Here is a 14,927-nt window from a genome sequence, read left to right as displayed (position 1 = left end):
CGCGGGCGTGCCGGGGAGCCTCCTCGGCGCATTAGCGCCTGTGCGGTCTCCCCTGCCCCGTACTCCCGCAGGAGTCGAGCGCCTTCCGCTCCAATCAACAGAGTATAAAAATCAACAATATCGTTTAACAGAGCCAAAAATAAAAAAGACCAGGCATACTAGTAGCATGCCCAGCCTATGAATTATTTAAAAATTGAAGCGATGATTTGATCGTACGTCATATTACTATCTACAACAAATGTACCAGGGCGCAATTTATTCATGAGTCCCTTTTTCTCAATATCCTTAGAGAAGTTAAACGCATTTGGAACCATGCCTGCTTTGACTAGCATGTTGCCGACATCAATGCTTGTCATACCTTCATTCACATTAACAATAACTTTTGTTACAGGTTTAGCAGTATTATTTGGTTCTGGTGTTGCTTGTTTTTGATTAGATGCCTTTGCAGCTTTCAATGTTTTGTCAAAGTCAGCTTTCGTTTGAATGACATAGCCTTCCGCCGCAAGCTTTTCCTTCATCTCTTTTTCAGATAAAGGCTGGATCTCAGGTGGTTTGGCAGATGCTTTGACAACGCTTTTGTTATCAGTTAAGTAAACAGTGCCGCATATAGTTGTCGTAATTAGAATTCCTGCTGCAAAGCTGCTTAATAAATTAATTCTCATTGACAACTTTTCTCCCTTCATCCTTCATTTCCTGATAAGGGGCAACTATCTTTTCGATTTCATTGATTTCGACTTGTTTCATTTCAGCAATGCTTTCAAGCGAGTAATTACGCATATATAAATCTAGTACTTCACGCTTGAGGATTTTTTCCTCAGAAGAGAGATGAATCCCTGCTTCCTTTATCAACACTTCATTGTCAAGCTCCAGATTTCGAATGGATTCCTGTAAGGAATTAATTTCTTTCATCGTGGATATATGAATCATATCAATTTGATTATGTTCTACTTTTGCAGCACGAGTAGATTTTAAAATAGAAAAGATTAGTAACAAAGCGGATATTACAAACAATCCGGCTAAAGTCCATTCCATTCAAGTCATTCCCTTCTTCTTTACATAACAAGTTTTTATTATACTACCAAAATGTGAACTTTTCTCTTCTATTTTTAAAAATACGTAAAAAGTCGGGGAGATTTTACAAATTGAGGGGAAAAAGGAAAAAAGGGGTCTGACCCCCAGCACCTTAAAACTTTAGCTCACTGAAGGAAAGACCCCATATTTATGCAGTTTTATGAAAAAATTCGATCCATTTCTTGAATTTCTTCATTTGTTAAATGGACTTCTAACGTTTTTAGGTTATGTAAAACTTGTTCTGCTCTTTTAGCACCAGGAATAATCACATCAATCGCATCTCTTGTTAAATACCATGCAAGAACGACATGAGCAACCTCCACTCCTTTTGCCAAAGCAATTTTACGAACCTGCTCTATTCTTTCAAGATTATGTTCAAACTTTTCTCCTTGGAAATTAGGTCTTTTCCGATTCTTTTCAGTTATATCGGAATTCCTGTTATATTTACCTGTTAATAGCCCAGAGGCAAGCGGGTAGAATGGAACAAATGAAATACGGTGTTCCGTCATATATGGGAATAATTCCTTCTCAGCATCTCGGCTTAATAGGTTATACTCGCCTTGATACACATCAACATGGCCATCCTTATTAGCTTCTTTTAACTGATCCATGGAAAAATTAGATACACCAATAGCTCTAATTTTCCCTTCATCCTTTAGCTCCTTCAAGGCTCCAACCGCTTCATACTTTGGCGTATCGTTATCAGGAAAATGGATATAAAATAAATCGATGTAATCCGTTTGCAGCCGTTTTAGACCTTCTTCCACTGAGTGCTTTAAAAAAGCGGGAGAGTTATCCAACACCATGTCTTTCTCAACAAATTTATGTGCCGCTTTTGTGGCAATGATGATTTCAGAACGATTTCCTCTTTCTTTTACAACTTCACCAATTATTTCTTCTGATCGACCTAGACCATAAACAAAAGCAGTATCTAAGAAATTAATCCCATTCGCTAACCCTGCGCGAACCAAATCTCTACCAGCTTCATCATCAAGGTTTGGAAATAAATTATGACCACCTACAGCATTGGTTCCTAGACCAATAGGATTAACTAGTAAATCTGTTTTCCCGATTCGAGTTTGCTTTGTCATATTCCTTCATCTCCTTTTCTTTTCATATAAACATGATAACAAACAATTGTGTGAAAATATAAATAAATTAACTTAAAACTATGTTGATTTGCTGCGGGACCAGATTACAACTGGAATAAGCAGCAGTGAAAGAATTCCCCCTGCCAGTGAAAGTGTGGTATAACTGGTTTGTGCTACCACCATTCCAGAAAGTGCTCCTCCAGACGCTCCGGACAAAGCAATCAGAACATCTACCGTTCCCTGTGTCTTTGCGCGCGTGGACGGATGAGTGGCATCCACGATAAGTGCAGTCCCACTAATTACACCAAAGTTCCAGCCAAGTCCAAGCATCGCGAGCGCAATGATAAGAATCAGCATTGAACCGGCTGGTGCGATCGCAGCCAAAACACCAGCAGCCAGTAGTGTGGCTCCTGAAGCAATCGCCATTGCTGTCCGTCCAACTTTATCTACGAGAATCCCAGTTATAAGAGAAGGCAAATACATAGCACCGATATGGATACCAATGACCAGTCCTACTTCACTCAATCCATGTCCATGGTGTTTCATTTGCACTGGTGTCATTGTCATTATGGCAACCATCACCATTTGGGTTAAGACCATAATCGCAGCTCCTACAACAATTCCCCTATTTTTTATTCTATCAAGGGGGGTATTCTCTATTGAAATATGTTCCTCGTCCTTTCTTGTTACAACCCTCATGGCTTTCGCAACTTCGAGAGGATCTGGACGAAGTAAAGCTAACAGTACCACACCAGCGAGAATGAAGGCTCCAGCACCTAATATGAACGGACCTGCTAATGCAGGAACACCGATTGACACTGCAAACTGTCCCATTACACCAACCAAATTGGGCCCCGCTACAGCACCTAATGTGGTCGATACCATGGCGATACTGATGGCTGTAGCACGTTGAGTTGGTGTTGCCAAATCGGAACCTGCATAGCGTGCTTGTAAGTTGGAAGCGGAACCAGCCCCATAGATTAGTAGTGAAGCGAAAAGTAAAAGAATATTACCAGTTAATGCTGAAATTATGACCCCAATTGCTCCAAGCCCGCCTGCCAAGAATCCAGCTCCTAATCCCATACGACGGCCAAAACGTTGGGAAATCCGGCCTACCAGCATCGCTGCTCCAGCCGAACCTAACGTGAGCAAGAATGCCGGAACACCTGCATAACGATCTGAACCAAGCATGTCTTGTGCCAGGAGTGCTCCCACTGTAATGCCTGCAGCAAGTCCAGCTCCCCCGAATATTTGTGAAATGACAACGACCATCAACGTCCGATTATATAATTGCTTCTGCTTTTCTGGTGAATCAATATAGCTTTGTAACCAAGCCGGTTGGCTTTCTAAAGCTTTTGAATCATCTGCTTTTTGATTCATCACTTATCCGCCTTTCTAAGGAATTCCTGATTCACTCCATTTTATACGATAATCATAACTAGCATCAAAGAAAATTCTGAAAATTTTTAGATAAAAAGGCTCTGTTATATTTGGCTGTTGATTTCCTCTCCAGGAGCTCGCTTTCCGCGGGCGTTTCGGGGAGCCTCCTCGGCGCTTTGCGCCTGTGGGGTCTCCCCTGCCCCGTACTCCCGCAGGAGTCGAGCGCCTTCCGCTTCAATCAACAGAGTATAAAAAAACAACAATATCGTTTAACAGAGCCGATAAAAAAAAGGGAGAAGATTAGTTCTAAACCGTTCTTCTCCCCTTACTTAACATTATTACATTCCAATTTTTGTAGATAAAGTACTCTGTTTTGATACGCGGCCTAATAAAATTTTAGAAGCAATCAAACCAAGAATAATCGCTAGTACAAAAGTAACAAGAGAACCAATCATAGATAATTTCACCGTCATTACAAATAAAATCGCAAAAGTCATCATGGTCATAATTAACACGGAATTCCAAAGAACACCGTTCCTTACCTTCTCCAATAATAAGACTGAAGGAACATTATTTGTTTCAGCATTTGCCGCATTTAAAATGGACTTTAACCGACGTAAATTAATGATGGGTCCCATAAAAGTCATAATAATAATAGCTGTGAGTGAAAGATTGATCCATGAATTTCCCCAACCCCATGTTGAAAACACCAAATATAGACCAGGAAACAAAATCAAAATTACGCTAAAAGGCAACAATCCATCCAATTTCACTGCTAAAGCAGACCAATTCCGGATACCTTCCGTTTTAGTAGAAAAAAGCATGGAAAGCATAGCCAATAAGGTAATTCCTACGGCAACAAACATAAGAACTGCCCCTAAAATATGTAAGAATAATATAACGTTGTACAACAAAACTACTAAACCCCCTTTAGTTACTATTTTCTTATTATATACAAGGTTAATATAGTAATAAAGTCCCTGTTAAAAAATTTCCAAAAAAACCTAAAAATAATTACCTCCCTTTTGTTATACAACAAGCACAAACTGTACTATATCAATAATTAAAATAAAATGTAACGCAAGCATGATCTAAATCTTATAACATCAGCATAATCAACTTTTATACGCCATATAATTTTTTATGAAAAAATTCTGTTGTAACCGTTTTTATATCCTGTTACAATAAAAACGTATAATTTATTGAAAATTTTTAAAATTCTAATTGTTAACTCGGTTTTTCAGATAGGAGGAATACATTTGTCAAAATTGCCCAAAGTCAATGAATTAGGCTTCTTTGAAATCCGCCTAGAATCGATTGGTGGATTAGGCGCTAATTTGGCGGGAAAAATGCTTTCAGAGGATGGCGTTGTTGGAAACGGTCTCAATGGAGTCGGTTTTTCATCCTACGGTTCCGAGAAAAAAGGCTCGCCAGTAAAAGCCCATATTCGTTTTTGTGACCCTGATACCAATATTCGTGACACCACTCCCATTGAACGACCTCATGTTGTCGGCATTTTCCATGATGCCCTATTTAAAACCATCGATTGCACGAGCGGGATATATCCCGACAGCACCATCTTAGTGAATTCCCAAAAATCCCCTGACGAGTTAAAAACGCAAATGAAAATTTCTGGTGGAACCATTGCCATTATTGATGCGACAGGAATCGCATTAGAAGAGCAAACAAAAGCCAATACCGCAATGCTCGGAGCGCTTTATCGGATTCTAGACTTCTTAGATCCTGAGTCTATGAAACAGACCATTCGACGCACGTTCGAGAAGAAGTATCCCCACTTGGTTGAACCAAATATTCGTACCTTTAACCGGGGGTACAATGAGGTCGAATTCAAAATATATGAGCTTGATGAAGGTTTTGAGCCTAAACCTTATAAAAGGAAAGAGCCCCTGCTCGGATATAAAACTCAGGCCATTGGCGGAATGATTACAAATCCAGGAAACAGTTTTTTAAAAGATTTAAGCATTTCACGAGCCGGTATGCTCCCCCATTTTCATGAAGAAAAATGTATCAATTGTGCAGCCTGCGATACTGCCTGCCCGGACTTTTGCTTTGTTTGGGAAGAAAAGGAAGACAAACGGGGCCGCGCACAAATGTTCCTTCAAGGGATTGACTACCAATATTGCAAAGGCTGTTTAAAATGCGTGCAAGCTTGTCCAGTTGAAGCACTCTCAAGCGAAAGAGAATATAATGACGGCTACGCCGACAAGAACCGTGTGCCCCATTTATTTGACTTGGCAATTCGAAATTAAAGAAAGGGCGGGATATTCATGTCCATAGAAGTAAACCAAGATAAGCTATCTGTTCCAAAAGGAACAGTTGAACAAAGTGTTGTTTTTGAATCAGGCAATGAAATGGCCGCCTATGCAGCCCACCAAATAAATTATCATGTTATGGGTTACTATCCAATCTCACCTTCTACAGAGGTCGCCCAGTTCCTTGATGGGATGAAGGCCAAAGGTGAACACGATATCGTGTTGATTCCTGCAGATGGTGAACATGGCTCAGCGGGTATATGTTATGGTGCATCAACAGGCGGCGGTCGAGTTTTTAATGCCACCAGTGCCAATGGGTTTCTATATATGTTAGAGCAACTCCCAGTTCAATCTGGAACCCGTTTTCCAATGGTTTTGAATTTAGTTAATCGATCGGTTTCCGGTCCGTTAAATATTCACGGCGATCATTCTGATTTATATTTCGCATTGAATACCGGATGGCCCATATTAATGGCGCGTGATCCGCAAATCGTCTACGATATGAACATTATCGCGATTAAACTGGCTGAAGACCCAGAGGTTAGATTACCTGTCATCGTTTCGTTCGACGGCTACTTCACATCCCACCAAAAAAGACGTGTCCAGGTGGTGAAAAATAGAGCGGATGTTCAGAAATTTATCGGCGAACTTCCTAAGAATTTTCCTCATGCGTTAGATCGCGAAAATCCGGTAACCATCGGACCATATATGAATGAACCTGACTATATTAATAACTGCTTTCAACAATCAGAAGCTATGTATAACGCGGAACATGTCTTTGAAAGGATTTCGAAAGAATATGCGAAATTAACGGGGCGGGAATATCCAGTACTTGATCTATATCGCATGGAGGATGCTGAAGTAGCCGTATTTATGTTAAATTCTGCTGCCGAGGTTTGTAAAGATGTGGCCGACAAGCTCCGCTTACAAGGAATCAAAGCAGGAGTCATTTCTCCTAATATGATTCGGCCCTTCCCTCAAAAGAAATTAGCGGAAGCACTGGAAAATGTGGTAGCCGTAACGGTTGGGGATCGTGCAGACTCGTACGGAGCGCACGGAGGAAATATGGCATTAGAATTACGAGCTGCCCTGCAAACAGTTGGAAATGCTCACACAAAAGTGATTAACCGAGTCTACGGATTAGGCGGCAAAGATTTTTATGCTGATGACGCCGAACAGTTTTTCCAGTTAGCTCTAACTGCAGCTAATAAAGGGTATGTGGAAAAGACGTTTGATTATTTTGGGCATAATCCTGGTAACCCTGATTTTGCACCAAAACGAGTATTAAATCCGATGAAAAAAGAAGATTTAAACACCGGTTTAATTACCGTTACTCCTGATGAAACTACCGGTGAACTAAAAGTAAAAATTCCTCCGATGCGGAGCTTAACGAAAAAACCAAAACGGTTAGCTTCAGGACATGGTGCATGCCCAGGCTGCGGCATCTTCTCCGGGCTGGAGCTTTTCTTCAAAGGAATTGAAGGCGATATTGTCGCTTTATTCCATACCGGTTGTGCGATGGTCGTGACAACAGGGTTTCCTTATAGCTCACATAAAGCGACTTACATCCATAATCTCTTCCAAAATGGGTCAGCTACACTATCTGGACTTGTGGAAATGTTTCATGAACGGAAACGCCGCGGTGAATTTGTAGAACTCGGACTAAGTGATGACTTTACCTTTGTTATGGTCACTGGTGATGGTGGAATGGATATCGGCATGGGCCCTGCCATCGGTACTGCCCTAAGAAACCATAAAATGATTATCCTTGAATATGATAATGAAGGCTACATGAATACAGGCAGCCAGCTATCCTACTCGACTCCAATGGGACATATGACTAGTACCTCAAGTGTAGGTACGTTCCAAAAAGGCAAACCGTTTCATCATAAGGATACCGCCCAAATTATGGCGGCAACTCATATTCCTTATGTATTTACCGGAACCGAAGCGTTTGACCGCGACCTTTTAAAGAAAGCCGCCAAAGCTCAGTGGTATGCCCAAAATGAAGGCTTGGTTTACGGCAAAATTTTAATTACCTGTCCATTGAATTGGAAATCAAAGGATGAATTAGGTCAAACAATCGTTGAAGCTGCGGTTAATTCCTGTTTCTTCCCTCTTTACGAAGTGGAACGCGGAATTACAACCATTACCTATGATCCAGAGGCTAAAAATAAGCGGTTAGCTGTCACAGAATGGTTGAAGTTGATGGGGAAAACCAAGCATATGTTAACTGAGGACAGTAAAGACATGCTGCAAATGTTTGACGATGAGGTAGAACGCCGCTGGATGAGGCTCAAAGCAAAGCACGAAAGTCCTTATCTTTAATTCTATTTAACAAAAGCTGGAGCCTATTTGGGCTTCAGCTTTTGTTTACTTTTCTATATTCGTCGATCCATTTTTTCAACATTTCATTTAAAGCGCTCTTTTTTTGACTTTTTACCCATTCCACCTGGTCAATTGGAAGCTTTAACTTTAAACTAATCTCTTCAATTGGCATTTCGACTTTCCTGATTTCTTCTAAAGTGATGCCCTCTTCGATATTTGGAAACCAGGCATCATTTTCATGAACCTTTTGGAAATCATCATATTCGTGAGTGTCATCTAATTCACAAAATAAATTTAGCTGTGGCAATCCTCCTGCCAAGACTTTTAAATGCATAATGGAGTTTATGATTCTACCATCTTCTAACTCTATCTCCATTATAAGGTTTTCCATGTTCCTATATTTTTTCACAGCAACTTCACTAACAATCAGATCTATTTCTAAAGTAAATCCTGAGCTAGACTCAAAGATATAAATTGCACTTTTGAATACATGAATACTTTCACCATCAATTTTTACAGAAATCACATCAACCATAAACCGTTCCCCCACACAGCTGAATATTAGGATTTATAATCGATACTATCATGTTTTCATTATAAAAAATAGCCATCAGTCGATGGCAAGGTGATAATTCCTGTATTCATGCATCTATACGAAACTTGGCAAATATCGTTTGCCGTCCCTCTTGTTCATTTTCTTCAAAAAAAAGAACTTGCCAATCTCCAAATTCAGCTAACAACTCATTGGATTTCAGTTTATAAAGATTTGATACTCCCTGATTTTCGGTCTGTTGTGAATGAAAATAAGTTTCCATAAATAAATACCCATCCTCTTTTAATAGGCTCTTTACTATTGGATATAATGAGCGATCAAGGTAATAAGAAATAACAATTAAGTCAAAAGGGCTGTTTAGGAAATTAATATCCTTTACTTCCGTAAGATCTGCAACGCGAGGGTGGATGGAGAGATGATGTCTTTTTGCCTGTTCTTTAACAAAGTTAATTGCTACGTCTGAAATATCAATTGCCTCGACGAGATAGTTCAATCGAGCAAGGAACATACTGTTTCCTCCAAGACCGCAAGCGAGATCAAGCGCTGTGCCACCTTTAAGATAAGCAGACAGGTCCTTTAATCTTGAATTCGCCACAGGTTCCTTATGATATTTCAAGCGTTCTTTATATTTATCATTCCATTTTGTTTTTGAATCCATTAATAACTCCTATTATCTCTTAGATAAATTCATTTTCAATTCTCTTGCGGGCCTTTTTAAAAGGATTTTTTATTTAGGTTCTGTTAAATTTGGATGTTGATTTCCGCTCCAGGCGCTCGCTTTCCGCGGGCGTGCCGGGGTGCCTCCTCGGCGCATTTGCGCCTGTGGGGTCTCCCCAGCCCCGTACTCCCGCAGGAGTCGAGCGCTTTCCACTCCAATCAACAGTGTAAAAAAACAACAATATCGTTTAACAAAGCCTTAATTTAAAATAAGTTACTTTTATTTTCACAAAAAGTCCCCCGGTATTGCCATCTTTGAATTTACCATTTAAATTAAGTTACAATTGAATTATATAAAACTATTTAGAGGGATTAAAAGTGGATAATTCAATACTTATTGATAAAATGCAAAATGAAGATTGGGAACAAGTCAGAGCGATCTATTTAGAAGGAATCGCAACTGGTAATGCAACTTTTCAAAAAGAGGTTCCGTCTTGGGAAGATTGGGATTACAATCATATAATGGAATGTCGTATTGTGGCACGCTTAGAAGGCAATATTTTGGGTTGGGCTGCGTTAAGTCCTATTTCAAGTCGCCGAGTTTATTCTGGCGTCGCTGAAGTCAGTATTTATGTTGGTAGGATCAGTAGCGGAAAAGGAATTGGCAGTACACTTTTAAAATCTTTAATTGAAATAAGTGAACAGAAGAAGTTTTGGACGCTTCAATCTAGTATTTTCCCTGAGAATATCTCCAGTCTCAAATTACACTATAAATTTGGATTTAAAGAAGTTGGTATGCGTGAGCGTATCGGCAAAATGGACGGTATTTGGCGGGATACGGTTTTGTTAGAAAGAAGAAGCACCGTGGTTGGCATGGATTAAGCTTGATTTTTGCAGCACTAACAAAGCACTTATACACAGCTCCAACCAGCATAAAATTAAAAAAACCCATGGATAAGGAAATCAAAAAATCTTTTACGTGAATAGGGTCAAATCTTAATGTTATTCAATATTTTATAAAGTGATGATGCATTATTTCATCCGCACTTTTGTAAATAAATTAGAATAATGAGGAGAGACTCAAAGATGGTTGTCGTTCATTTTTTAGAAAATAAAACAGTGGTATTAACGCAACTGCGAACAGATATTCCTACAATCGATGAGAATATTAAAATTAAAGGTCGAAAAGGGAAAGTATTAAATGTAAAAAATATTGAAGATAATGTTATTCACGTATATGTAGTGTTTGAACAAGTAATAAAAAAACAATTGGCAGCAAAAGATAACAAAAATAAAAAAAGATAATTTATTATTATCCTATCCCCGGTTTAAAAATGCCAGAATAAGTGAATACATTCTGGCATTTTGTATTGACATCTATTTTACTTAATAAAGCATAAAGGTCAGCAAGAATAGCGAGTGCAAAGGGTTCAGCCCTTAACCCGGCAAAGAGTAACAGTAACCCTTCATTCTATTGTTTTATAATAATTAGTGAAGATCCCAGTTGTGGAATAATTTTTTATAAAAGAAGAATTTATTTTGAAGATGTTTTTTCTTGATTTTCTATGAAGATTATTTTTTCTATTTGCAACATAGCGGATAGTACGTGGATAAATGCTTCATGCATGGTAGAATTTTTTAGATACTTGTCATAGTAGTGGTGTAGGCAATTAGCTATTGCTTCTCTTGCCTCAAAATTGAAATGGTAAAAATCCGTTATCGGAAAATACAATCCACCGCCTAGCGGCATTAGTGTCCCCATAACGATTTCCCCTTTTTTGGGCGGGATAGCGGTTGGATCATACACAATTACATCTAGTGGTGTATCAGTCAACATATCAATAACAACAAGAACTCGATTATTATATTTATAGCCAACATAATAAAATTTAGGTATCGCCTTATCACATTCCCTTAACCAGGAGGAAATCAAAGGTTTTTTTCTTAGCGAATGGAAATTTTCTGAAATATAGGCTTCAATAGAGTTTCCAGTAATAGTTTGAGTCGATTCATACAATAATTTCCACCAAAACAAATTGTAAAGTAATCCTTGCTGTTTTTCTGAGCTTAGATCATGATCATCTACATATTCCTTCAATAACGAAAGGTTTGCATCATCATAATACTGATCTAGTACATAGATCATGTAATCCTTAAAAACCTCACTACCATCAATTGCCTCAAATTTTCAGAGACGGGATAATCAGGCCGAAATGATTTTGCTCTCTCATCTGATTGGACAAGATCCACAACCTTTTCAACTGTTTCTTGCTTTACCATCCTTAACATCATCCTTTCATTTAAATCGACTAAAATAATTCGACATAAATCTTCATAACTCCTTTTTTTGTCGAAAATTCCTTATCGGGTCTGACATCCGTAGGTTAAAGTATTAACACACGATTTGGAAGCGCTTTATATAAAAAAAGTCAATATTTTTTTGAAAAATTCACTTAAAAGAAAACATAAAATTCGAAAAACGTGGTATATTCAAGTAAATCAAAATTGGAGTGAGAAAAATGAAACTAAAAGTAAATCGTACTTTTAATTTTAATGCAGGTCCTTCTGCATTACCTTTTACTGTTTTAGAGAAGGCACAACAGGAATTGATTGATTTTCGGGGAACTGGGATGTCTGTTATGGAGCTTAGTCATCGAAGCAAAGCCTATGAGGATGTACATAATCAAGCGATTACCAGTTTAAAAGAATTGTTGTCTATTCCAGACCATTATGAAGTGCTTTTCCTACAAGGTGGTGCGAGTCTGCAATTTTCGATGATTCCGATGAATTTTTTACAGGCTGGTAAACAAGCAGCATATGTGATGACCGGTTCTTGGTCTGAGAAGGCATTCTCGGAGGCAAAACTATTCGGTGAAGTATACCAAGCGGCATCTACGAAAGACGGCAAATATCGAAGCATTCCGAAGCTTGATGAACTGAATTATAAAAAAGAAGATACCTATTTGCATATAACATCTAACAATACCATTTACGGTACACAGTGGAAGGAATATCCAAATACTGGTGATGTTCCATTAATTGCAGACATGTCCAGCGATATTCTGTCCAAGTCGATTGATGTAAGCAAGTTTGCTCTCATTTACGCAGGTGCTCAGAAAAATCTCGGTCCATCCGGCGTGACAGTTGTCATTATCCGTAAAGACTTGCTTGAAAAAGCTAACACAAATATCCCAACCATGTTAAAGTACAGCACTCATGCTAAGAACAATTCCTTGTATAACACACCGCCAACGTTTGGCATATACATGCTGGGTGAAGTCCTAAATTGGGCTCGTGAGTTAGGTGGATTAAATGCCATTTCTGAACTGAATGATAAAAAAGCTACACTGATTTATGATGCAATTGACTCTAGTGATGGTTATTATATCGGTCATGCTCAAAAGGACAGTCGTTCTCTCATGAACATAACCTTTAATTTAAAAACAGAAGAATTAGAAAAACGTTTCTTAGATCAGGCGAAACGAAAAGGTTTTGTTGGAGTTAACGGTCATCGCTCCATTGGTGGGGTCCGCGTATCCACTTACAATGCCGTACCATTTGAGGCGTGCCAGGCATTCAGTGAGTATATGATTCAATTCCAAAAGGAAAACAACTAAATTATTAAAAAAACGGCCTGATTCCATGGAGTAAGGTCGTTTTCCTTTTAAATATCAATGAACTTTATTACAGCCTTTTTCTTATTCAACTAACAAGCAGTTGATTAATAAAATGAGAAAAAGGCTGGTGATAACTGTGATGGGAGTACTCATAGTCTTCTTATTTGGGTTGTTCTTCTTTCTGTTAGGATGGATCTTTTGGGGGATGGGAGAAAATGGAGAAACTTTCTGGGTCGCTTTATTAGAAACATTGGCGGATATATTCTCAGAATTTCTTTTTGCAAGTTATCGAACAGTTGCTTTGATTTTTTGGGTCATGGGCTTTTTATTTGTGGTACTAGGTCTAATCACCTTAAAGAACCCTGAAATCCTGCCTATTTTTTTTAACCGCTGAAGGAATATTTTTGTGGAAATCAAATTTATAAGAGCAGCCAAAATTTAGCTGCTCTTATTCAATTTTAGTATTAGTTTTATTTTAATCCAATATTTCCTTCACTCTACCTACAATACCGTTCTCTAGCATGACCTTTATTCCATGTGGATGGGTAGGTGAATTGGTCAATATTTTTGAAACTGTTCCCTCCGTTAATTTTCCAGAACGTTGGTCTTGTTTTTGGACAACTCTTACTTTTGTACCTAGCTTAATATTTTCTCTTTTAGTTCCTGGCATATGAATTTTTCTCCTTCCAATTGTACTGATTAGAGGTATTATTAACAAGAATCGTACTTTTGATGATTTACTGGAATACTATCAAAAGTCCTTGGGTAGCAAAAGAAAAATGCTCTAGCCAATTTCGGCTACAGCATTTTTTCCTAAATATGAATCTATCGACCACTTCCGCTCTTAACCATGCGTTGAACAACCGCAGCTCCCTTAAATGGAGTTTCTTTCTTCTTATAAGCATGATAGTAAGCCATACCAATGAACACGACTCCGCCAACGGCATTTCCTAAAAAGACAGGAAGAAAATTGTGTAGGTATTCTAGCCATGTGAAATGACCTGCAAAGATGGCCGCTGGAATGACAAACATGTTTGCAACAACGTGTTGAAAACCAATAGCGACAAAAGCCATCGTTGGAAACCAAATACCAAGAATTTTTCCAGACATATCTTCTGATCCATAAGAAAGCCAAACAGCAGCCGCAACTAGCCAGTTACAACCAATCCCTGAGAGAAAGGCTTGTAGGAAAGATGCCTCTAATTTATGTTGGGCAATCGTAATCGTTTGATTCAAGAATGGCCCGGTTTCCGTCAATCCTACCAAATGACCGAAAACATAAGCAACAAAAACAGCACCAACGAAATTACTCAGCGTCACTAGTGACCAATTCCAAATGACCTTTGTTACCGATATCTTTTTTGCCAACTTTGCCATTGGAACGGCCATCATATTCCCAGTTAAAAGCTCTCCTCCTGCAAGTAACGTTAATATAAGTCCAATAGGGAAAATCGATGCCCCTATTAAACTGCTAAGTCCTTGTAAATTGACAGGCAGAGGTGCCGTAACCCGGATAAAAAGTAAATATCCTAAAGCGATGAAGGCTCCTGCCTCAAACCCTAATATCAATGTTTGCAAAGGAGCATATTTTGTTTTCTTTACACCATTTTCTACAGTGATTTCCATAATTTTTTCTGGTTTACTATACGCCATAACTAGTTCTCCCTCGTCTAATTTAGACTATGTGAAATATTTAACATACTCATTTTACCGCAGTTTTAAGGAAAACGATGTGAACGTTTTTTAAATTTTAATATTTTATTAGATAATCATTTTAGCAATATCATTCATGATGGTCTGTTTTCAACTAGAAAAAAGTGTATTAATGTTCGTTCCAAAAAAAGACCGCCTCTCCAAAACGGAGAGGCAGCCCAATATTATTTTTCAAGTAAATTATTAAATTTTAAAAGGTACATATCGTAATCACTTGGTCCGCCAGCGGCATTTGTTCCTGTAT

At 38.6% G+C, this 14,927-nt stretch carries 17 protein-coding genes; 6 read left to right on the top strand and 11 right to left on the bottom strand.

The genetic code is table 11. From position 1 onward, the window contains the following. Positions 1–182 precede the first annotated feature (182 nt). The 5 genes from ABES02_RS05105 to ABES02_RS05085 form a co-directional block, all read right to left on the bottom strand. The gene (locus tag ABES02_RS05105) at positions 183–662 is read right to left on the bottom strand and encodes an aminodeoxychorismate lyase (protein WP_430131647.1); all 480 of its coding nucleotides are present in this window, start codon (positions 660–662) and stop codon (positions 183–185) included. Further along, a complete protein-coding gene (locus ABES02_RS05100; RefSeq protein WP_430131644.1) occupies positions 652–1,032 on the bottom strand; it encodes a hypothetical protein in 381 nt (126 codons plus the stop codon). Before ABES02_RS05100 ends, ABES02_RS05105 begins: the two co-directional genes overlap by 11 nt. A gap of 197 nt (positions 1,033–1,229) precedes the next feature. Continuing rightward, positions 1,230–2,162, bottom strand: coding sequence for an aldo/keto reductase (locus ABES02_RS05095; RefSeq protein ID WP_430131642.1), 933 nt, complete (start codon positions 2,160–2,162; stop codon positions 1,230–1,232). Between the two features lie 78 nt (positions 2,163–2,240). Further along, positions 2,241–3,542 (bottom strand): MFS transporter, encoded by a 1,302-nt coding sequence (locus ABES02_RS05090; RefSeq protein WP_430131640.1) that lies wholly within the window; start codon positions 3,540–3,542, stop codon positions 2,241–2,243. 338 nt (positions 3,543–3,880) lie between these two features. Beyond that, on the bottom strand, positions 3,881–4,456 hold the full coding sequence (locus ABES02_RS05085) for a hypothetical protein (RefSeq protein WP_430131637.1): 576 nt from the start codon (positions 4,454–4,456) through the stop codon (positions 3,881–3,883). 345 nt (positions 4,457–4,801) lie between these two features. On the opposite strand from ABES02_RS05085, the gene ABES02_RS05080 reads away from it, so the two are divergent. Together ABES02_RS05080 and ABES02_RS05075 are read left to right on the top strand one after the other, a co-directional pair. Next, positions 4,802–5,812: a 2-oxoacid:acceptor oxidoreductase family protein gene (locus ABES02_RS05080; RefSeq protein WP_430131634.1), complete on the top strand. Its 1,011-nt coding sequence runs from the start codon at positions 4,802–4,804 to the stop codon at positions 5,810–5,812. A gap of 18 nt (positions 5,813–5,830) precedes the next feature. Further along, entirely contained in the window at positions 5,831–8,143 is a 2,313-nt protein-coding gene (locus ABES02_RS05075) for a thiamine pyrophosphate-dependent enzyme (RefSeq protein WP_430131631.1), read from the top strand. 34 nt (positions 8,144–8,177) lie between these two features. On the opposite strand, the gene ABES02_RS05070 is transcribed toward ABES02_RS05075, so the two are convergent. Next, positions 8,178–8,678 (bottom strand): hypothetical protein, encoded by a 501-nt coding sequence (locus tag ABES02_RS05070; protein ID WP_430131627.1) that lies wholly within the window; start codon positions 8,676–8,678, stop codon positions 8,178–8,180. A gap of 106 nt (positions 8,679–8,784) precedes the next feature. Further along, positions 8,785–9,354 (bottom strand): class I SAM-dependent methyltransferase, encoded by a 570-nt coding sequence (locus ABES02_RS05065; RefSeq protein WP_430131624.1) that lies wholly within the window; start codon positions 9,352–9,354, stop codon positions 8,785–8,787. A 377-nt stretch (positions 9,355–9,731) separates the two neighbouring features. Here ABES02_RS05065 and ABES02_RS05060 point away from each other — a divergent pair, with 377 nt between their 5' ends. Both ABES02_RS05060 and ABES02_RS05055 read left to right on the top strand, forming a co-directional pair. Beyond that, positions 9,732–10,235, top strand: coding sequence for an N-acetyltransferase family protein (locus tag ABES02_RS05060; protein ID WP_430131622.1), 504 nt, complete (start codon positions 9,732–9,734; stop codon positions 10,233–10,235). A gap of 204 nt (positions 10,236–10,439) precedes the next feature. After that, on the top strand, positions 10,440–10,658 hold the full coding sequence (locus ABES02_RS05055) for a hypothetical protein (protein ID WP_430131619.1): 219 nt from the start codon (positions 10,440–10,442) through the stop codon (positions 10,656–10,658). Positions 10,659–10,887: 229 nt separating this feature from the next. On the opposite strand, the gene ABES02_RS05050 is transcribed toward ABES02_RS05055, so the two are convergent. Further along, a complete protein-coding gene (locus tag ABES02_RS05050) occupies positions 10,888–11,499 on the bottom strand; it encodes a hypothetical protein (RefSeq protein WP_430131616.1) in 612 nt (203 codons plus the stop codon). Beyond that, a complete protein-coding gene (locus ABES02_RS05045; protein WP_430131613.1) occupies positions 11,496–11,633 on the bottom strand; it encodes a hypothetical protein in 138 nt (45 codons plus the stop codon). Before ABES02_RS05045 ends, ABES02_RS05050 begins: the two co-directional genes overlap by 4 nt. A 239-nt stretch (positions 11,634–11,872) precedes the next feature. On the opposite strand from ABES02_RS05045, the gene serC reads away from it, so the two are divergent. Together serC and ABES02_RS05035 are read left to right on the top strand one after the other, a co-directional pair. Next, a complete protein-coding gene (gene serC, locus ABES02_RS05040; RefSeq protein WP_430131610.1) occupies positions 11,873–12,970 on the top strand; it encodes a 3-phosphoserine/phosphohydroxythreonine transaminase in 1,098 nt (365 codons plus the stop codon). A gap of 139 nt (positions 12,971–13,109) precedes the next feature. Then, positions 13,110–13,364, top strand: a complete 255-nt coding sequence (locus ABES02_RS05035) for a hypothetical protein (protein ID WP_430131607.1) — start codon at positions 13,110–13,112, stop codon at positions 13,362–13,364. A gap of 81 nt (positions 13,365–13,445) precedes the next feature. Here the strand turns inward: ABES02_RS05035 and ABES02_RS05030 are convergent, their stop codons facing one another. Both ABES02_RS05030 and ABES02_RS05025 read right to left on the bottom strand, forming a co-directional pair. Next, a complete protein-coding gene (locus ABES02_RS05030; RefSeq protein WP_430131604.1) occupies positions 13,446–13,640 on the bottom strand; it encodes a YwbE family protein in 195 nt (64 codons plus the stop codon). Positions 13,641–13,795: 155 nt separating this feature from the next. Then, positions 13,796–14,623, bottom strand: a complete 828-nt coding sequence (locus ABES02_RS05025; protein WP_430131601.1) for a formate/nitrite transporter family protein — start codon at positions 14,621–14,623, stop codon at positions 13,796–13,798. Positions 14,624–14,927: the final 304 nt, after the last annotated feature.

It is taken from the genome of Neobacillus pocheonensis (assembly GCF_050477905.1).
In the GTDB taxonomy this organism is placed as follows: domain Bacteria; phylum Bacillota; class Bacilli; order Bacillales; family Cytobacillaceae; genus Neobacillus; species Neobacillus pocheonensis_A.
Note: the sequence above shows the minus strand (reverse complement) of the source record. Positions and strands in the feature narration are given on the sequence as shown.